Annotated in this window: 19 protein-coding genes; 14 read left to right on the top strand and 5 right to left on the bottom strand. The window is 36.1% G+C overall.

Annotated features, from left to right (window positions below; translation table 11 throughout):
* Positions 1-41: 41 nt before the first annotated feature.
* From CY0110_RS04685 to CY0110_RS04705, 5 genes are all read left to right on the top strand, one after another.
* A complete protein-coding gene (locus CY0110_RS04685) occupies positions 42-608 on the top strand; it encodes a DUF721 domain-containing protein (RefSeq protein WP_008274161.1) in 567 nt (188 codons plus the stop codon).
* A 352-nt stretch (positions 609-960) separates the two neighbouring features.
* Complete coding sequence (locus CY0110_RS04690; RefSeq protein WP_008274162.1) at positions 961-1,218, top strand: hypothetical protein; 258 nt, start codon at positions 961-963, stop codon at positions 1,216-1,218.
* Between the two features lie 137 nt (positions 1,219-1,355).
* Positions 1,356-2,231: an S-methyl-5'-thioadenosine phosphorylase gene (locus tag CY0110_RS04695; RefSeq protein WP_008274163.1), complete on the top strand. Its 876-nt coding sequence runs from the start codon at positions 1,356-1,358 to the stop codon at positions 2,229-2,231.
* A 12-nt stretch (positions 2,232-2,243) separates the two neighbouring features.
* Positions 2,244-2,678, top strand: coding sequence for a cupredoxin domain-containing protein (locus tag CY0110_RS04700; protein WP_008274164.1), 435 nt, complete (start codon positions 2,244-2,246; stop codon positions 2,676-2,678).
* A gap of 21 nt (positions 2,679-2,699) precedes the next feature.
* The gene (locus CY0110_RS04705; RefSeq protein WP_008274165.1) at positions 2,700-2,966 is read left to right on the top strand and encodes a hypothetical protein; all 267 of its coding nucleotides are present in this window, start codon (positions 2,700-2,702) and stop codon (positions 2,964-2,966) included.
* Between the two features lie 540 nt (positions 2,967-3,506).
* Here the strand turns inward: CY0110_RS04705 and CY0110_RS04710 are convergent.
* A complete protein-coding gene (locus tag CY0110_RS04710) occupies positions 3,507-4,292 on the bottom strand; it encodes an ion transporter (protein ID WP_008274166.1) in 786 nt (261 codons plus the stop codon).
* A 6-nt stretch (positions 4,293-4,298) separates the two neighbouring features.
* Positions 4,299-5,072: a hydroxyacylglutathione hydrolase gene (gene gloB / locus CY0110_RS04715; protein ID WP_008274167.1), complete on the bottom strand. Its 774-nt coding sequence runs from the start codon at positions 5,070-5,072 to the stop codon at positions 4,299-4,301.
* A 389-nt stretch (positions 5,073-5,461) separates the two neighbouring features.
* Here gloB and CY0110_RS04720 point away from each other — a divergent pair, with 389 nt between their 5' ends.
* Positions 5,462-5,917 (top strand): DUF29 domain-containing protein, encoded by a 456-nt coding sequence (locus CY0110_RS04720; protein WP_008274168.1) that lies wholly within the window; start codon positions 5,462-5,464, stop codon positions 5,915-5,917.
* 7 nt (positions 5,918-5,924) lie between these two features.
* Here the strand turns inward: CY0110_RS04720 and fni are convergent, their stop codons facing one another.
* On the bottom strand, positions 5,925-6,989 hold the full coding sequence (gene fni / locus CY0110_RS04725) for a type 2 isopentenyl-diphosphate Delta-isomerase (RefSeq protein WP_008274169.1): 1,065 nt from the start codon (positions 6,987-6,989) through the stop codon (positions 5,925-5,927).
* Positions 6,990-7,060: 71 nt separating this feature from the next.
* Between fni and CY0110_RS04730 the strand changes: the two genes are divergently transcribed.
* From CY0110_RS04730 to CY0110_RS04740, 3 genes are all read left to right on the top strand, one after another.
* Positions 7,061-7,462 (top strand): hypothetical protein, encoded by a 402-nt coding sequence (locus tag CY0110_RS04730; protein ID WP_008274170.1) that lies wholly within the window; start codon positions 7,061-7,063, stop codon positions 7,460-7,462.
* Positions 7,459-10,524 carry an alpha-mannosidase gene (locus tag CY0110_RS04735; protein ID WP_008274171.1) on the top strand — a complete coding sequence of 1,022 codons (3,066 nt, stop codon included), beginning with the start codon at positions 7,459-7,461 and terminating at the stop codon, positions 10,522-10,524. Before CY0110_RS04730 ends, CY0110_RS04735 begins: the two co-directional genes overlap by 4 nt.
* Positions 10,525-10,757: 233 nt before the next feature.
* Entirely contained in the window at positions 10,758-12,521 is a 1,764-nt protein-coding gene (locus tag CY0110_RS04740; protein ID WP_008274172.1) for an iron uptake porin, read from the top strand.
* Between the two features lie 111 nt (positions 12,522-12,632).
* Here the strand turns inward: CY0110_RS04740 and CY0110_RS04745 are convergent, their stop codons facing one another.
* Positions 12,633-12,980: a hypothetical protein gene (locus CY0110_RS04745; protein WP_008274173.1), complete on the bottom strand. Its 348-nt coding sequence runs from the start codon at positions 12,978-12,980 to the stop codon at positions 12,633-12,635.
* A 388-nt stretch (positions 12,981-13,368) separates the two neighbouring features.
* Between CY0110_RS04745 and CY0110_RS04750 the strand changes: the two genes are divergently transcribed.
* Positions 13,369-13,800: a universal stress protein gene (locus CY0110_RS04750; RefSeq protein WP_008274174.1), complete on the top strand. Its 432-nt coding sequence runs from the start codon at positions 13,369-13,371 to the stop codon at positions 13,798-13,800.
* Between the two features lie 11 nt (positions 13,801-13,811).
* Here the strand turns inward: CY0110_RS04750 and tatC are convergent, their stop codons facing one another.
* Positions 13,812-14,576, bottom strand: a complete 765-nt coding sequence (gene tatC, locus CY0110_RS04755) for a twin-arginine translocase subunit TatC (RefSeq protein WP_008274175.1) — start codon at positions 14,574-14,576, stop codon at positions 13,812-13,814.
* Positions 14,577-14,775: 199 nt separating this feature from the next.
* Between tatC and CY0110_RS04760 the strand changes: the two genes are divergently transcribed.
* Genes CY0110_RS04760 through purL form a run of 4 tightly spaced genes read left to right on the top strand, consistent with a single transcriptional unit; the run spans position 14,776 to position 18,816 of the window.
* On the top strand, positions 14,776-15,528 hold the full coding sequence (locus CY0110_RS04760; protein ID WP_008274176.1) for a sucrose-phosphate phosphatase: 753 nt from the start codon (positions 14,776-14,778) through the stop codon (positions 15,526-15,528).
* Positions 15,529-15,539: 11 nt separating this feature from the next.
* On the top strand, positions 15,540-16,178 hold the full coding sequence (gene ruvA, locus CY0110_RS04765; protein WP_008274177.1) for a Holliday junction branch migration protein RuvA: 639 nt from the start codon (positions 15,540-15,542) through the stop codon (positions 16,176-16,178).
* Between the two features lie 3 nt (positions 16,179-16,181).
* Positions 16,182-16,466: a DUF7734 family protein gene (locus CY0110_RS04770; RefSeq protein WP_008274178.1), complete on the top strand. Its 285-nt coding sequence runs from the start codon at positions 16,182-16,184 to the stop codon at positions 16,464-16,466.
* Between the two features lie 43 nt (positions 16,467-16,509).
* A complete protein-coding gene (gene purL, locus CY0110_RS04775; RefSeq protein WP_008274179.1) occupies positions 16,510-18,816 on the top strand; it encodes a phosphoribosylformylglycinamidine synthase subunit PurL in 2,307 nt (768 codons plus the stop codon).
* Positions 18,817-19,006 lie beyond the last annotated feature (190 nt).

Here is a 19,006-nt window from a genome sequence, read left to right on the forward strand (position 1 = left end):
CTATAACTGATCCCCGATAACTGTTCACTGATTACTGATATATGTCCCTCACCTCTCTCGATCATCTTCTTGAAGTGTTAGCCAAACAGCCGAAATGGGAAGAATATCGTCGCTATGTTGAAATCTGTGACATTTGGCCTACCATTGTCCCTAAACAAGCTGTGTCTCAGAGTCAACCCCTATATGTTCAACGGGATATGTTATGGATAGCTGTCTCTAGTTCAGTTTGGGCGCAACAGTTATCTTTTCAAAGTTTTTCTTTGCTTCAACAACTAAATCATCATTTATCCGATTCGCCCTTACATAAGCTTCGTTTTTCCCCTGCACAATGGCATTCTCATCAAGACCAGACACAACCAGTATCCTCAGACCAAGGTAAAAGTTTCTTTTCTTATACTGATGCGGTAAAATCTTCCCCTCACACCTCTCAAACTCCAGAAGAAGCCTTTCAACGATGGACGAATGCGATCGCACAACACCTCGAAACCCTTCCTTTGTGTCCTCAGTGTCATTGTCGGACTCCTTCGATTGAACTCCAAAGATGGTCTAAATGTTATCTTTGCATAACGCAACATTGGCAAACAAAAACGCTGTCAAATTTAGAGTAATTATTAAATTCCCAAAGGAATAACTCCAGTTTTTCTCCGTATAATCTCTTATTATTAGTTAAGTTATCCTTCAATATTTTTATTTTTACCCTTGATCCCCAGCATTTTCTTTGGTCGTTTACTCAATTTAAGAAAAGTAATTTAATTAAGTTTTTTTGATTATTCGAGGATTTTATTTACTTTTGTAAAACAAATATAAAAAAAATCTAAAGCTACAGGGATCAAGTAAAACAGTGAAATCTAGGCAGAGGCATCAGTAAGCAGATTACATCATACTTTAGTGATATTAGATAATGAAACGTGGAAAGAAAATCTTATAAAGATCCCATACAACCCTTGCCAAAAAACTCCCATGAAAACTTCTAATTTTTTGACCTCATCTTGTCGCTTTTGTCGTTACTATCAAACAGAAGGTCGTCGAGGGGGAATGTGCCAACAATTAGGTGTCCCAGTTCGTGCAGAGTGGAAAGCCTGTAGTTTAGCGGTTGCACCTTTTACTCATACTTGGGAAAGTTTAGAGAAAGTGGTTAAGTTAGAAAATTCTCTTGTTTTAAAATGTTCTACTGATATAGAAGCCGTTGAAGAATTCAGTTCTTCAATAGGTAATTAATCCCCATCGAATTCCTAATTAACATAACTTATAAAAAAATCTTATTTTCTTTTTATCAGTGTGCCGAAGATAACATCTTTGTTAACAAAAGATGTTATTTTTAATAAGAGCATTTTTATCAAAAAAATTCTGTATCAATGGTCACTCAAGCAAAAATAGGCATTCTAGGCGGTAGCGGTTTGTATAAAATGGATGCCCTTAAGGATGTACAAGAAATTTCTCTAGAGACTCCTTTTGGTAACCCTTCTGATGCGTTCATTGTGGGCAACTTAGAGGGGGTGTCAGTGGCTTTTTTAGCCCGTCATGGTCGTAATCATCATTTAATTCCTTCAGAGTTGCCTTTTCGGGCAAATATTTATGGCATGAAGCAGTTAGGGGTAGAGTATCTTATTTCGGCTTCTGCGGTGGGTTCTCTTAAAGAAGAAGTCAAACCCCTAGATATGGTTATACCAGATCAATTTATTGATCGCACACATCACAGAGTTTCTACATTTTTTGGTCAAGGGGTGGTAGCTCATATTGGTTTTGGTCATCCCATTTGTCCCCAACTGGCCGCTATTTTAGGGGAGGCGGTGAAAAGTTTAGCTTTACCTGAAATTGATTTACATCAAGGAGGAACCTATGTGTGCATGGAAGGCCCTGCTTTTTCAACCATCGCTGAATCGAATTTATACCGCAGTTGGGGTGCATCAATTATCGGTATGACTAATTTACAAGAAGCAAAATTAGCTAGAGAAGCCGAAATTGCTTATGCTACTTTAGCCTTAGTCACTGACTACGATTGTTGGCATCAAGACCATGATCATGTCACTGTTGAAATGATCATTGATAATTTACATAAAAATGCTATCAATGCTCAAAAAGTTATCTTAGAAACCGTAAAACGCTTAGATAAAAATCCCCCAGTTTCTGAGGCACATTCAGCTTTAAAATACGCTATTCTTACTCCCCGTGAGCAAATTCCAGCAGAAACGAAAGAAAAATTAAGTCTAATTATCAACAAATATTTATAAGGAGGACAAAACATGAAACAGAAAATTTTAGGCTTATTCTTAACTGTTTTATTATTGTTTAGTTTGTTCAATGTATCTGATACGTTAGCAGCCACAGAAACCACAGAAATTAATGTTAGTTTAGGAAATAAAGCAGGAGAATTAGTGTTTGAACCGAATCATCTAGAATTGGTAGCAGGAAAAAAGTATAAAATTAAATTAGATAATCCCAGTCCTACTAAACACTATTTTACCTCTAAAGATTTTGCGGATGCTAGTTGGAGTCAAAAAGTTGAAGCAGCTAAAGTGGAAGTAAAAGGGGCTATTCATGAGCTAGAATTAAAGCCATCAGCAGAAGCAGAATGGGTTTTAGTTCCCATGAAACCAGGAACCTATGAACTTCATTGTTCCATTTCTGGTCATGCAGAAGCAGGAATGGTAGGAGATATTGTTATCTTATCTGAATAGATTAATTACTATTTGTGGGTTATGGCAACTGCAAATCTATCTCGGTTTCGACTCCTAAAAAAACGCCGTCATTTTTATCAGTCTCGGTGTCAGGTTTTGCGTTCTCAATTAGGCTTTAATCAAGTTGAATCAACCCGACCTAAAATTTGCATTGGTTGCTGTCATTATCACGGTAAATTTTATGGATATAATCGTAACCAGAGAACTCAATTAATTTGTGGATTTCATCCTAGGGGTTGGCTTGGCAATAGTTCTTGTCCTGACTGGGAAAACAACTTAGATAGTTAATCTAGATAGTTAATCTAGGATTCCTCTAACGCATCAGGTACACCTAACACCTGCCTTCTTCAAAGCAATAACAGCAACCTGGTTGCTAGTTCCTTAGAGTTTTCCACACTTACGTTGAGATTCCTTAGAGTTGCTACTGAATCATTAGATTGCAGTTACTTTACTCTCTTGGTTCTACTTGAGGAAATATAAGCCTCTAGCTTGGTTGCTGTTATTGAGAGTTAACGAGACAGACATGAACTGATACAGGGTGTTCTCCTTTGAACTTATTGTTTTACCTTGCTAGTTGATCTGCCAGGAAAGCTTGATTAATTAGCTTCATTTTCAATTTAACATTTTACTTTGATAATTCTTAGAATTTGCAATTAAACTTTACATTATGGGGATCAAAGCAATCTAATTTATTCTTTAGGTATTTGTTATCAGTTATCAGTTATCGGTGAGAGGCAGAAGATAATTTTCACATCTTATTTATTAACGCTATATCACCGTAACATTGTGTATTATTGTGAATAATATTAAGTCCCTAACAACTAATAATTATAACTTAGTCCCACAAATCTTACAGAAGTTAGCATCTCGATCATGAAATTTTAAGCCACAATGAGAACAATTTTGATCACCTTGTTGACTATTTTGTAAAAACTTTTGAGTTAAAATTCCTAGTTGCCAAGGAATTAAAAGAATACCTGAAAAAATCATCATTACCGTTAAAATTCGCCCTGCTTCCGACAGGGGAATAACATCACCAAACCCTACAGTTGTCATGGTAACAACGGAAAAATATAAAGCATCAAAAAAGGTCTTAAATACTTCTGGATTACTATAATGTTCAACTTGATAAATAGCTCCAGAATAAATAAAAATCAAGGAAAATAAAATCAAAAAGATTCTAACTAAAACAACACCATCTTCAGATTTTACTCTAAACAAAGATGTTTCAAATTTAATCAATCTTAGAAGCCTAAGAATGCGAAACCAGCGAAGAATACGAATAAAACGAATATCAACAAACCCAATAAATAAAGGTAAGATAGAAAGTAAATCAATAAAGGAAAAAAGACTAAAAATAAATTTTGTTTTTGATTTAGCACACCACAAACGGATTAAATATTCAAACGTAAATAAGTATAAAATGACATTATCTAATTTTGCTAAGAACGTTAAACTAGACTCAGGCAAAGGATAAGTTTCAATGACAAAGATACCTGAAGACAATAAAATAAGCCCCAAAATTGCTAAATTAACGGCGATTCCGATGGGGCTATTAAAATTATCTAAATAATAAGATATTTTTTCTTTAATGTTGAAGTTAGGGACTTCCATATTGAATTAGAAATTATCTTTCATACCCCTAATTTTACCAAATACTCTGGCAGGATCATTCATCCCTGTGACCATTTGCAAAGCGGGTTGATCCCATCGTAAAAAAGGATTGGTTTTCTTTTCTTCTCCTAATAGAGATGGAACGGTTGCTTGCTCATTTTCACGGGCTTTAATAACTGCTTGGTAACGAGTTTGTAAATCACTATTATCTTTATCAACTGTGACAGCAAATTTAAGGTTATTTAATGTATATTCATGGGCGCACCAAATACGAGTATTATCTGGTAAATTTCTCAGTTTACTTATCGATTGAACCATTTGAGTAGGTGTCCCTTCAAATAAACGGCCACAGCCTCCAGCAAAAATAGTATCGCCACAAAATAAATCCCCTATTTCTTCTGAATCATTGGGGGGAAAATAATAAGCAATATGTCCACGAGTATGACCCGGAACAAAGTAAACTTTACCGGTTTTCCCTGCAAATTCCACTGTGTCTCCTTCTTGTAAAAAGACTTGTTGTCCTGGAATTCTACCTTTATCTTCTTGGCTTCCATAAACACAAAGATCGGGGAATTTTTCCATTAATTTTTGATTACCTCCCACATGATCAGCATGATGGTGAGTATTGAAAATAGCGACTAATTTTGCTCCTAGTTGATCTAGGCAATTTAACACGGGTTCGGCCACCGCAGGATCAACCACTGCGGCCGTATTATTATCGGGATCATGTAACAGGAAAATATAATTATCAGATAATGCAGGTAAGCGTTTAATTTCCATAAAAATATATTATTTACTTCTTTTCTATTTTATCGTTTAACTCTGTTTCTTCAATTAATAACTTTTTAACAAGGGTTAATATGTAATATATTTGTATTTTTAATACAAACTTTTTCGAGCTATTTTTCTAAAAAAAGTAACATAGACTACCAAACACTTTGAGAACTGTATCAATTTAATACAGAATTATGTGCGATAATTTTGTGTTAAGTAACGAGAAAATGGGGTTGACAAACCGTACTACTTTTTTATATAATTTTCTACAGTATAAGGTGTATGAGTAAAAAATATGTCTGCCTATAAAGTCTTTTCAGGTGGGTTAGACAGTGCATCTCGAAACAGTGAACACCTACTAAGTATTTCAGCTTAAACATAGATATGGATTAATCATGGTAGTCAAGAATGTGGACAAACTAAAAGAGTTATATGAAATTGATGATTATCTGTGGATAGAAGAAACGGTTAAATTGTTGAAAGGTAAGCGGTTTGAGGAATTAGACTTAGACAATTTGATTGAAGAGTTAGAAGACTTGGGGAGTGAGAAACGACATAAAGTAGAGAGTTTATTAGAACAGATTATCCGTCATTTGCTTTTATTAGAATATTGGCATAATGAATATGAAAGAAATTATCGACATTGGCAAGCAGAGATTGTCGGGTTTCGTAACCAACTTAGCGATCGCATGACAACTAACTTTTATAATTATCTGGAGGAAAACTTACCTAAAATTTATCGAAAAGCTCATAAATATGTACAAGTTAAATCAGGGTTAGATACGTTTCCTCAAGACTGTCCTTATAGCTTACAACAATTATTAGATGAAGATTGGTTACCTAGCAAATAGCTTAAAATTAACCATTTTTACGATGTAAAGTCACTTGTTTTAACTCAGTTAAATTAGACACTCCAGCGCAGAAAGTAGCAATTTTGAGGGTTTCTAAGAGGATTGAGAACTTATCATACACTGCCTGAGATTGATGGGTAGCAGCGTCTAATAAAGGGGCTGCACTACCCACCAAACTTGCTCCCAATGCGATCGCTTTAGCTGCATCGATCCCGTTACGAATACCGCCACTGGCAAACACGGGTAACTCTGGCACTGCTTCGCGTACCTGCATTAAAGACATTGCGGTAGGAATGCCCCAACCAGCAAAACAATGGGCAATTTGACGACGACGAGGATCATGCTGTCGGTAGGCTTCGACTTCACTCCAACTGGTTCCTCCAGCCCCGGCAATATCAATGGCAGACACTCCACAATCAGCCAAACGACGGGCAACTTTCCCACTGATGCCGTTACCCACTTCTTTAGCGATGATGGGGACTTCTAATTGAGTGGCGACAGTAGCGATCTTATCGTAGAGTCCTTTCCAGTTGCGATCGCCTTCTGCTTGCACCGCTTCTTGCAGGGGGTTGAGATGGAGGATCAAAGCATCAGCTTCGATCATGTCTACTGCTTTTTTGGCTTCATCGATCCCGTAACCATAATTAAGTTGTACTGCTCCTAAATTAGCAAATAAGAGGATATTCGGAGCAACTTGTCGTATTTTGTAAGTTTTTCCTAAGTTAGGCTGTTCAATAGCTGCTCGTTGAGATCCGACTCCCATAGCGATACCCAAGGCTTGGGCTGCTTCTGCTAAATTTAGGTTAATGATGTGTGCTGAGTCTGTACCTCCTGTCATACTACTGATGAGTAAAGGAGCTTGCAGGGTTTTTCCCCAGAGTTGTAAGCTAAGATCAACGTCATCAAGATCCACATCAGGAAGGGCATCATGTTCGATCAAAAATTGCTCAAACCCTGTGGTTATGCCTTTACCTGCTACATCTTCTTGAAGAACAATATTAAGATGATCCGCTTTTCTGTTTTCGATTAAAGTAGGGGGAATAAGGGGAGATTTATTCACAGGGTGAGACATGGGTTAAAGTATAATATATTGATTTTTTTAGCTTATTTTAGCAAAAAATAGAAATTAGGTAGAATTTTAAAATGTTTCAAGGTTTACAAAAATCTTTTCCTCAGTATTGGACAGGAATTTATGTAAGATTTTTGTCTATTTGTTTAGTTTATGGGGCTTTGGTTCATTGTACTAATATTTTAGGATTAGGGAATGTTTCTTGGTTAGATACACCTTTTCATTGGCGATTAATGGATATTATTTTATTAATCTTTGATGTTATTACTTCTGTTAATCTTTGGTTGCAATCTTTTTATGGTATCATCGCCCTTATTATAGTTATAGGAATTTTTGTTTTACAAATTCTTCCTTATACTGTCTTTCGTCAATTTTTTATAGTTAACCCAGAAGATATAGAAATTTTAAAGGGGTTAATAGGGACTGAAATTGTATTGATTAGTCTTTTAGTTATTTTAATTATTGCTAGAAAATGAACATTACTGAAACTATTGATAAATTACGTCACCTAACGCAAATTAATAGACAAGCTAACTGGTTAGCAACTTCAGAAGAAATAGACATCAACCATATTAATGTTGATAACTTAGAATTAATTACAGCTAATGATAAAGGATATTTAACCTGGGAAGCAGGAAGCCACTTAAAATGGTTAGTCCAAAAATTTGTTATTCCTGAAGACTTAAAGGGTTATCCTTTGCAGGGACTTTCTTTGAGATTATCTTTAGTTTGGTGGGCAGAAATAGCGCAAATTTTTGTTAATGGTAAGTTAGTGCAAGAGGGGGATTTATTTGATAGTTTAGCTAGAGTTTTATTAACTAATTCTTCTCAACCAGGGCAAGAATTTTTAGTCTGTTTACGGTTAGTGAGTCCGAGTCATGATATTGGTGCATTAATGAAGTCCCAATTAATTTATGAAAGTGATCATAATTCTATTGATCCTGGTTTCGTGGCTGACGAAATTGCTGTTTTATTTAACTATTTATCAAACTTTGAACCTGACAAATTAGATTTCGTAGAAGAAACTGTCAATAAAATTGATTGGAATTATGTTCATAACAGAAACAAGTTTAATGATGAATTAAATCAAGTCAGAGAACAATTACAACCTTTAAGTAACGAGATTAAACAACGAAATTTTAACGTCGTTGGTCATGCTCATTTAGACATGGCTTGGTTGTGGACAGTAGACGAAACCTGGGAAGTTGCAGAACGAACTTTTAGGTCAGTGATTAACTTACAACAAGAATTTAATGACCTGACATTTTGCCATACAACCCCTGTTCTTTATGAATGGATCGAAAACAATCGTCCTGAGCTTTTTAAACAGATTCAAGCTTCATATCAAGCAGGTACATGGGAAATTTTAGGAGGGATGTGGGTCGAACCAGAAGTTAATTTAGTCTCAGGAGAATCTATTGTCAGACAGCTTTTATATGGACAAAAATACATTAAAGAAAAATTCGGAAGGATTACAGAAATTGCCTGGTTACCTGACAGTTTCGGATTTTGTTTACAGTTACCGCAAATTTTTACACAAAGTGGGATCAATTATTTTGTTACTGGTAAACTTCACTGGAATAGTACCGTAAAATTCCCTCATGGTGCCTTTTGGTGGCAATCTCTTGATGGTACACAATTGTTAACGGTAATGTCTCCCCCAAATGTGGAAGGAGTCATGACCACTCACCCCATTACCATGACCAATTATAGTGTTAAATGGGAACAACAAACGGGGTTAAAAGAAATACTGTGGATACCAGGAGTTGGAGATCATGGCGGTGGTCCAACCCGTGACATGGTAGAAGTTAATCAACGCTGGCAACAGTCTCCTTTTTTTCCTAAAGTTGATTTTACAACAGCTAAAAGTTATCTAGATAAGGTTAACAATATCGTTGAAAATGGGTTAGATATGCCTATATGGGATGATGAACTCTATTTAGATTTACATCGCGGTTATTATACCAGTCACGCTGATCAAAAATATTATAATCGTCGGAGTGAAGAATTATTATATGAAGCGGAATTGTGGTCATGTTTAGCAGCTATTATTGAAGGTAAAGGGATAGATAATGAAGTAAAAAGTAACATAAAATTGGCTTGGAAAAAAGTCTTATTTAATCAATTCCATGATATTTTACCAGGAACCGCTATTAAGGATGTTTTTGTGCAGGCAAATGAAGAGTGGAAAGCAGTTCAAAGTATAGGTAACACACTCTTAAAATCTGCTTTAGAAAAAATTATCTCATATATTCAAGTTCCTGCTATAACTGGAATTGAGGGAAAATCGATTATTATTTTTAACTCGTTGAACTGGGAGCGATCGCAAATAGTAGAAATTGAGAACAATTATGAGGTTTATGATTTAGAAGGCAAACAATTAATTACTCAAGTTTCTCATGATAATAAGCTCTTATTTTTAGCTGACAAAATTCCTTCTATCGGTTATCGCATGTTTTGGCTAGGTTACAAGAAGGCTAAAAAAGAAGAAGCAAAAATATTGCAGCAAAATGAAACTATTTTAGACAATGAATATTTAAAAGTTAGAATTAATAAGACTACAGGAAATATTGATAATATTTATGACAAAATTAATGATCAAGAAATTTTAAGAGGAGAAGGAAATCAGTTACAAAGCTTTAAAGATAAAGGACAATATTGGGATGCTTGGAATATTGACCCCAATTATAATAATTATCCTTTACCTGATACAGAATTAAAAACCATAGAAACTTTAGAAACAGGTCCATTACGATGGAAAGTTAGAGTAAGCAGAAAATTAGGACAATCAGACTTTACTCAAGATTACATATTGCAAAAAAATTCAGCAATTTTACAAATCAAAACCCAAGTTAATTGGCAAGAAACCTATGTATTAGTCAAAACAACATTCCCATTTAACTTAACAGCAGAGTATACCAGTTATGAGATTCCTTTTGGAACTATTCAACGGACAAATTTTCCTAAAACACCTTATGAAAAAGCTAAATGGGAAGTTCCTGCATTACGATGGGCAGATTTAACCGATAAGAATAAAAACTACGGGGTTAGCTTATTAAATGACTGTAAATATGGCTATGATAGTCAAAGCGATCGCTTGAGACTTACCCTATTAAAAAGTCCCCGATGGCCTGATCCCACTTGTGACATTGGATATCATGAATTTACCTATGCTATCTATCCCCATCAAGGAAGTTGGCAAGAGGCAAAAACAGTCCAAAAAGCTCGTGAATTAAATATTCCTTTACAAGCAATAATACCTAACAATAAAATCAATAATCAAGGAATATTGCCCCCCATATTTTCAGGATTAAACGTAAAATCAGATAACTTAATTGTCTCTGCATTTAAACCCGCAGAAGCGGTAAATAATAACTATATTTTGCGCTGCTATGAATGTGAAGGAAAATCCGCTAATCTTGAGATTGCAAGTGATTTAAACTTACGATTAGGTCCAGCAGTTAACTTATTAGAAGAAAAAACCAATGATGATAATCAAATCCAACCGTGGAAAATTATGACCTTTGAGATCACATAAAGAATAGCAATAGGGTTTTCTGTCTGGGGGTAAATTCTTTAGTTTTTTTGTACTGATGCAAGATATCAGTAAACAAATTTTAAATAAAATTTAAGAAATGATTATAACTTAAGGTATTTTTAGAGTAAAATGTTTATTCTGAACAATATTTTAGGTGGTGACTCAAACAAAGCAATTTAAGAAGGTCACTTAACCTTAATTCCTTAAATTCGTAGGTGTGAGAATTGACTTCAATGTTGAAATTTTTGTTAACAATGACAGTATCTCCGACAATAATCGGTCTGTCTTTTTTGGTTACAGAAACAGCGATCGCTTCTTCTGATAACAACAAGAACCTAGAAACCGTTTCTTCCATAGAAGCTTTAGATATTATTCGTAATCGTCCTCAGTTAAAAACTCCCCTTAACCGTGATACGTCCAAACAGTTTCAGGATGTAGGAAGTACCCCTTCTATGACTCAAGTGACCAGTGTTGGGGAATTACGGGATATTTCTCCTACAGACTGGGCTTATGAAGCCTTACGCAGCTTAGTAGAACGTTACGGTTGTATTGTAGGGTATCCCGATCGCACTTTTCGCGGTGATCGTGCTTTAAGTCGTTGGGAGTTTGCAGCCGGTTTAAATGCTTGTCTCAATACCATGGAGCGACTGATCCAGGAAAATGTCGCTGTTTTACGGGAAGATATCGAGAAATTAAAACGGTTGGCACAGGAATTTGAGCAAGAATTAATCGCTTTAGGTGCGAGGGTCAGTAATCTTGAAGAAAGAGTCGCTTTCCTAGAAGAACATCAATTTTCCACCACCACCAAGTTAAACGGAGAAGTCATTATTACCCTCTCCGGTGCGTGGGGAGAAAGAGCGTTAGATTTTCGTGAACAAGACTTATTCAATCAAGGGTTACTCGAAAGACGACGCATTGATGACAATGGGGTAATTGGTCATCGAAGCCGTTATAATTTCGATACCAGTTTCACCGGAGAAGACTTACTAAAAACCCGTTTTGAAAGTGGTACGATTGTTAACTGGTCAGATCCCACCGGCACAGAAATGGCCCGTCTTGGCCATGACTCTGAAAGTGGTAGTGATACCTTCATTGATGACGTTTACTATCGCTTTCCTATTGGTAATTTAACCACCTGGGTAGGGGCTAACTCACTGGATATTGACGATATTTTTGATGTCGGTAACCCCCTCTTATTTGCTGAAGAATCTGGGGCTTTATCCCGTTTTATCCGCTATAACCCAATTACCTTCCGTGGGCCAGAAGGAAAAGGGATCGGTATCAACTATGCTTTTAACGATGTCTTCATTCTCAGAGGACTGTATCTGAGTGACACCGCAAATGATCCCTCTCTCGGCAATGGTTTATTCAACGGGAACTATAGTACAGGGGCCCAGTTAGGGGTTTATCCTAGCGATGCTTTGAGTTTCACCTTTACCTATCTTCACTCTTACTTTGCTGCCGGAAATTCCGATATTTCTTCGAGTACCGGTAGTTATGTTGAACCGGATAACCAAACTCCCCAAACTGGTCAAGGTATTGCGAAAGATCCCTTCTTAGGGGCCCCGACTATTCGGGATAGTTATGGTATTACAGGAAACTGGCGCATTAATGAAACCTTTAACTTCTCTGCTTGGGGGGGTTATGCGTTAGCTCGCGCCCAAGGTTTGGATGCTGAAGGAAACAGTCGTAAAGGGTTCGGGTCCGATGTCTGGGCCTGGAGTGCTTCTTTATCCATGGTGGATATTGGTAAAGAAGGGGCCGTTTTAAGCATCGCCGGTGGTTCTATTACCAATAGTCGGCGAATCGATGCTCTCACGGGAGATTTAACGGTTCCTGACCAAGATACGCCCTATATCATCGAAACTCAATATCGTTACCCCCTCAACGATAATATTTTGTTGACTCCAGGGGTGTTTGTCATTCTGCAACCAGATGGCAATAACGAAAACAATAGTATTTGGGTTGGTGCCTTACGAACCACATTTACCTTCTAAAAACCTACCTGAGATATTTCTTCTGGCTACTTTGATATAAGCCAATAACACAAAAATGAACTAACCTTTCAAAGATTAGTTCATTTATTTATTTCTACTGTTTGGACTCATTTAGTTGTAGGTAATACTTTGTAGCTGCATATTTACAGTATCTATATAAGCTTGATTACTGATATAGTCAGAGGATAGTCTGCCTTTAGTAATAGCACTTCTAACGATGATTTCTGCATCAATTTTTTGAGAGATTAACGCCTGTTTAAATGCTCCATGACTAGGAATTCCTAAATCAGAAAAATATCCTCGATAAGCCAGTTGTACGAGGTTAACTGGTGTTACTTGAGCAAAACTTCCATAAGAGGGTTGAAGATTCACTTTAGCCACCTCTTCAGAAGCAATTACTGGAGTAGCAAGGTTTGAAAAAAGAACGACTGAAAGACTACCGAGGATAAGATGTTTCATAGGAATGATTGCAAAAAATGCTGGTGAGGAAGAGTCAGAACGAAAGAATGCTTTTTGTCATCAAATCTTGAAATTAAACTGATATACATCTTGACTAATTTCAGGAGAAATCTTGACAACATCTGCATTAACCATAAAGCATATTTTAAAAGGTAGTATTATAAGTCGTCTTCCCCCAAATAGGTCATACAATCGGAGGACAAGTATGAATTAATTGCATTAAATCAATTCTAAAATTAAATCATCTTTTAGGTTGGGTTGTGTTTTGTATTTAACACTCTGGTTTCTTGAAGATAGTTGCAAAAAAATTGACAGTTTTTTGCTTTAAAAATTGAGCTAAAAAGGAGCCTCTGTTATAATAAAACTGCTATATTAGCATGAGGAAACTGTGAAACTTCTGGTTGCCGTTGATTGTTCTGATTCTACTCAAAAAGTAGTGAATAAAGCCCAAGAAATGGCTAAGGCTTTGTCAGCAAAATTATGGATTCTCCATGTTGCTCAACCAGAACCAGATTTTGTCGGTTATGATACCGGTCCCCAAACTGTCAGAGATTATGTAGCAGAAACCTTTCACGGAGAACATTCTCAGATTCAGGAAATCGCTAAAAAATTACGGGATCAAAGCATAGAAACCACCGCTTTATTAATACAAGGTTCAACGGTAGAAACTATTATCAAAGAAGCAAAAAAATTAGAAGTGGATATGATTATTATGGGGTCTCATGAACGTAATCCTATCTCTGAACTCTTTTTAGGAAGTATCAGTAAAGGGGTAATTTCTCACTCTGAATGTCCTATTTTGATTGTTCCAACCCATTAATTAATCATTAATCATTTTCCACTTAATTTAACCAAGCCAACACCTCCAAAATATAACCCCAATACAGCAGATGCTAATAAAGATTGAGTCAAAGGATCAGTCGAAGGAGTTAAAATTGCCCCTAAAATAACGGCTGCTAAAATTATTACACGCCATCCTTTTAACATTTGTTGAGATGATACAATACCCAACTGTCCTAAAATTAATTGAATAACAGGAATTTGAAAAGCAATCCCTGTACTAAACATTAATAATAAAACAAACTCAAAATAACGATCAATTGACCAAGATTGTTCAACAACATCCGCGCCGTAACTAATAAAAAAGTTTAAAGCAGCCGGAATCAAAGCCCAATAAGAAAAGGCAATTCCTGCAAAAAATAACACACTTGATCCCAAAACCACAGGAGCTAATAAACGTCGTTCCCGACGGGTTAAACCAGGTAAAACAAACTGAATGATCTGATAAAGAATAAAAGGACTCGCTATCAATAAACCGCTATAACCTGCTACCTTAATGGAAACAAAAAAGAACTCTCCAGGAGCTAATTGTAAAAACTTTACTCCTTGTGCCGGAATTTCTAGCCATCTAACTAAGGGCTTCACCACAAGAAAACAACTTAACATGGCAATAACTACAGCAATTAAAGCATAAAAAATACGCATCCGCAGTTCTTCAAGATGATCAAACAATGACATCTCTAGTTCATCGGGTATTTCATCGAGATAAGTATCCTTTTCAACTTCGGTACGCGGTTGACTATCGGTTTGGGTCATAACATCTTTGGGATGAAGTTAGTCATTTCCTATTGTAAGAAAAAATGTTCAGTTTCTGCGACTATGGTGGGAGTAAATTAGCACAAATGAGGCGATCGTGTGCGTCTTCTTTTGCTTTATACAAAGCTAAGTCAAGATTATATCAGTTGTTTAATGAATGCTATGATATGAAAGCGAACTCATAAAATCAAAACTTCAGATGACAGATTTTTTATTAGTCACTGATCTTGACCATACTCTTATTGGTGATGATACGGCTTTAATTATTCTTAACGAAGTATTAGAAAAAAAACGACAACAAGAAAATATAAAACTTGTCTATTCCACAGGGCGATCGCTCGAACTTTATCGTCAACTTAACCAAGAAAAATCTCTTTTATCTCCAGACGCTTTAATTACCTCTGTGGGAACAGAGATATACTTTCACCCTATTAAAGATAATTTTGATTTACAATGGGCTAATCAAGTTTCTGAAAAGTGGGATCGAGAAGCAGTGTTTTCCATTGCCAGTCATTTTGCTGATTTGGTATTACAACCTTCATCCGAACAAACGCCTTTTAAAGTAAGTTATTGTTTATCTGATACGATAGCTCAAGAGGTTTTACCTCGATTAAAAGCCGATTTAGCGAGAGAAAAGTTAGAAACACAGGTTATTTATAGTGCTAGTTATGCCCTAGATATTTTACCTAAAAATGGAGGTAAGGGAGCAGCTTTACAATACTTACGAAATAAATGGACAATAGCTGCTAATAAAACCGTTGTTTGTGGTGATTCTGGTAATGATATAACCTTATTTCAAGGAGAAGAAAGAGGTATTATTGTTGGGAATGCTAAATCAGAACTTTTGCAATGGTATTATCAACATCAAACCCCCTTTCGTTACTTAGCAAAACAATATTGTGCTAAAGGAATTTTAGAAGGTTTGAATCATTTTAAATTTATTACAACTTAAATTAAACCCCTGTGATTAGTTACTTAAAAGGTAGTCCCATCGAAGTGATTAAAAATACCAATAACCGTATTATATTGGTGTTAGAAGTTAATCAAATTGGCTATGAAATACAAATCCCTTCAAAATTAGCGAGAGATATTTCTCAAGAAAAATTAGATATTATTCAAGTTTTTACCCATTTACAAATTAAAGACGATCAGCAAATTTTATATGGATTTTTTACCACAGCAGAAAGAGAATTATTTCGTCAATTAATTAGTGTCAGTGGAATAGGCGCACAATCAGCTATTGCTTTAATTGATACCTTAGGCTTAGAAGAATTAGTACAAGCTATTGTTACAGGAAATATTAGAATTTTATCTCAAACCCCAGGAATTGGCAAAAAAACTGCTGAAAGAATTGCCTTAGAATTGAGAACTAAACTATCACAATGGCGAAAATTAGTAGGAGTTACCGTTACCTCTTCTTCTGCTATGCCGTCCTTAGAAATTTTAGAAGATATTGAGATGACCTTGTTAGCTTTAGGTTATACTAATGAAGAGATTAACAAAGCCATTTCTACCTTAAGTCAAGATAATCTCATGTTAAAAAATACAAACACTGAGGAATGGATAAAAGAAGCGATCGCTTGGTTAAGTCAAGGAACATAAATTATGTCATTATCCAGAATTCAACAACTAGAAAAATATACCATTACTCATCCTGAAGAAGTATTATTAATCACAGTTAAAATTGAAGAAGATATGGATCAACTAATGATTTTTAAAGGGTTTTCCAGTTCAATTATGAAACCAACAGAATTTAACCCTGATATTCCCGTGCTATCAGACATAGCTAATATTATTAGTATAGATCGTATTAAAAGTCCTTATAACCCCAATGATCCTAATTATATAGAACAAGGATTAACTTGGAAACAAATGGAAAGTCTGCTATAGTTTAAGGTGTAAATTATTAATTATTAATTATTAATTATTAATTATGACTGCGCCCTTTACTCCCGAAGAAATTGCAGCAGAAGGACTTAAACCCTCTGAATATGAAGAAATAGTCAAACGGTTAGGAAGACACCCCAACAAAGCAGAATTAGGAATGTTTGGAGTGATGTGGTCAGAACATTGTTGTTATAAAAATTCCCGTCCTCTATTGAAGAATTTTCCCACCGAAGGCGATCGCATTTTAGTGGGGCCAGGGGAAAATGCAGGGGTGGTAGACTTAGGGGAAGGGTTAAGATTAGCTTTTAAAATTGAGTCCCATAATCATCCTTCAGCCGTAGAACCGTTTCAGGGTGCAGCCACTGGCGTTGGTGGTATTTTAAGAGATATTTTTACGATGGGAGCGCGTCCCATTGCTAGTTTAAATTCTCTGCGGTTTGGAGACTTAAAAAATGCCAAAACTAGACGCATTTTTTCAGGGGTTGTTGAAGGAATATCCCACTATGGAAACAGTGTGGGAGTGCCAACAGTGGGGGGAGAAATTTACTTTAATTCTGCTTACAATGGTAACCCATTAGTAAATGCCATGGCCTTAGGTTTAATGGAAACAAAAGACATCGTAAAATCTGGGGCTTCAGGAATAGGGAATCCTGTATTATATGTAGGATCAACCACCGGTAGAGATGGCATGGGTGGGGCCAGTTTTGCCAGTGCAGAATTAACCGATCAATCGATGGATGATCGTCCTGCAGTACAAGTAGGCGATCCCTTCTTAGAAAAGTCTCTAATTGAAGCTTGTTTAGAGGCGTTTAAAACTGGGGCAGTGGTGGCAGCGCAGGATATGGGAGCAGCCGGAATTACCTGTTCTACCTCTGAAATGGCCGCTAATGGAGGGGTTGGCATTGAATTAGACTTAGATAAAATTCCTGTACGAGAAACAGGAATGGTTCCCTACGAATACTTATTATCTGAGTCTCAAGAACGGATGTTATTTGTTGCCGAAAAAGGCAGAGAACAGGAACTAATTGATATTTTTCATCGTTGGGAACTGCAAGCGGTAGTAGCAGGAGAAGTAATAAAAGATCCCATCGTTAGAATCTTATTTAAAGGAGAAATTGCAGCAGAAATTCCTGCTAATGCTTTAGCCGATAAGACCCCTATTTATCATAGAGAATTATTAGAAACCCCTCCCGAATATGCACAACAAGCTTGGCAATGGAAAGAAGACAGTTTACCAAGTTGTACACCAGAAGGGGTAAAAATTAAAGGAGAATTGAAAACCTGGGATGACATCCTATTAACCCTTTTAGATACCCCTTCTATTGCCTCTAAAAAATGGGTTTATCGTCAATACGATCATCAAGTCCAAAATAACACCGTTATTTTACCAGGAGGTGCCGATGCTGCAGTAATTCGTGTGCGTCCTATCGAAGCTAAACCTGATACTTGTAAAATAGGGGTAGCTGCTACGACTGATTGTAATTCTCGTTATGTGTATTTAGACCCCTTAGAAGGGGCAAAAGCAGCCGTAGCTGAAGCAGCTAGAAATCTCAGTTGTGTGGGTGCTGAACCCTTGGCAATTACTAATAATTTGAATTTTGGAAGTCCTGAAAATCCTATTGGTTATTGGCAATTAGCTTTAGCTTGTCAAGGTATTTCAGAAGGTTGTCGGGAGCTAAAAACACCAGTAACAGGTGGTAATGTGTCTCTATATAATGAGACAGTTGATACTCAACAAAATCCCACACCAATTTATCCGACACCAGTTATAGGAATGGTGGGATTAATAGAAGATATTACAAAAGTTTGTGGACAAGGTTGGCAAAAAGAAGGGGATATTATTTACTTATTAGGGGTTGAGCAAAAACCCACTTTAGGTGGATCTGAGTATTTAGCAAGTCTTCATGATATGGTATCAGGAAAGCCTCCCAAAGTTGATTTTGAAAGAGAACGTTTAGTACAGAAAACTTGTCGAGATGGGATTGGTCAAGGTTGGATAAAATCAGCCCATGATTGTGCAGAAGGTGGCTTAATTATTGCTTTAGCTGAATGTTGTATTAGTGGAAATTTAGGAGCAGAAATAAGCCTTAATTCTGCTCATGAAATTCGCTTAGATACTTTACTATTTGGGGAAGTTTGTGGACAAATTATCGTATCTGTTAGTCCCGAAAATCAACAAGAATGGGAAAGTTATCTACAGCAAAATTTAGGAAATAATTGGCAAAAATTGGGTAAAGTAACATCTAATAAACTCGATGTTATGTTATCGGATAAAGCTTCAATTATTAGTGTAGAAGTTAAGACGATGATTAATGATTGGTCAAATGCTATTGAAAGAAGATTAAAAAGTTAACCTATTTAAACATACTAAATATAGTAGAAAAAAACTCAATTGAAGCTGGAAATTCCAGAGAAACTGTTTTTTCCAAAGTTTAAGATGCCTTTCTGGCTAAAGACTAACTATTAATCGTATCCCCGTTAAAAACCCTAATGCTAGGTATTTTTGTACTAAAATTTAAAGCCAAGATATTTGTTAGGATCAC

Source organism: Crocosphaera chwakensis CCY0110, from assembly GCF_000169335.1.
In the GTDB taxonomy this organism is placed as follows: domain Bacteria; phylum Cyanobacteriota; class Cyanobacteriia; order Cyanobacteriales; family Microcystaceae; genus Crocosphaera; species Crocosphaera chwakensis.

Coding starts and splice junctions, on each gene's coding strand:
- CY0110_RS04730 (WP_008274170.1), top strand. CDS start 7,061: ATGTTTCAAGGTTTACAAAAATCTTTTCCTCAGTATTGGACAGGAATT.
- CY0110_RS04710 (WP_008274166.1), bottom strand. CDS start 4,292: ATGGAAGTCCCTAACTTCAACATTAAAGAAAAAATATCTTATTATTTA.
- CY0110_RS04690 (WP_008274162.1), top strand. CDS start 961: ATGAAAACTTCTAATTTTTTGACCTCATCTTGTCGCTTTTGTCGTTAC.
- CY0110_RS04700 (WP_008274164.1), top strand. CDS start 2,244: ATGAAACAGAAAATTTTAGGCTTATTCTTAACTGTTTTATTATTGTTT.
- CY0110_RS04735 (WP_008274171.1), top strand. CDS start 7,459: ATGAACATTACTGAAACTATTGATAAATTACGTCACCTAACGCAAATT.
- CY0110_RS04685 (WP_008274161.1), top strand. CDS start 42: ATGTCCCTCACCTCTCTCGATCATCTTCTTGAAGTGTTAGCCAAACAG.
- CY0110_RS04770 (WP_008274178.1), top strand. CDS start 16,182: ATGTCATTATCCAGAATTCAACAACTAGAAAAATATACCATTACTCAT.
- fni (WP_008274169.1), bottom strand. CDS start 6,989: ATGTCTCACCCTGTGAATAAATCTCCCCTTATTCCCCCTACTTTAATC.
- CY0110_RS04760 (WP_008274176.1), top strand. CDS start 14,776: ATGACAGATTTTTTATTAGTCACTGATCTTGACCATACTCTTATTGGT.
- tatC (WP_008274175.1), bottom strand. CDS start 14,576: ATGACCCAAACCGATAGTCAACCGCGTACCGAAGTTGAAAAGGATACT.
- purL (WP_008274179.1), top strand. CDS start 16,510: ATGACTGCGCCCTTTACTCCCGAAGAAATTGCAGCAGAAGGACTTAAA.
- CY0110_RS04720 (WP_008274168.1), top strand. CDS start 5,462: ATGGTAGTCAAGAATGTGGACAAACTAAAAGAGTTATATGAAATTGAT.
- CY0110_RS04740 (WP_008274172.1), top strand. CDS start 10,758: ATGTTGAAATTTTTGTTAACAATGACAGTATCTCCGACAATAATCGGT.
- gloB (WP_008274167.1), bottom strand. CDS start 5,072: ATGGAAATTAAACGCTTACCTGCATTATCTGATAATTATATTTTCCTG.
- CY0110_RS04705 (WP_008274165.1), top strand. CDS start 2,700: ATGGCAACTGCAAATCTATCTCGGTTTCGACTCCTAAAAAAACGCCGT.
- CY0110_RS04695 (WP_008274163.1), top strand. CDS start 1,356: ATGGTCACTCAAGCAAAAATAGGCATTCTAGGCGGTAGCGGTTTGTAT.
- CY0110_RS04745 (WP_008274173.1), bottom strand. CDS start 12,980: ATGAAACATCTTATCCTCGGTAGTCTTTCAGTCGTTCTTTTTTCAAAC.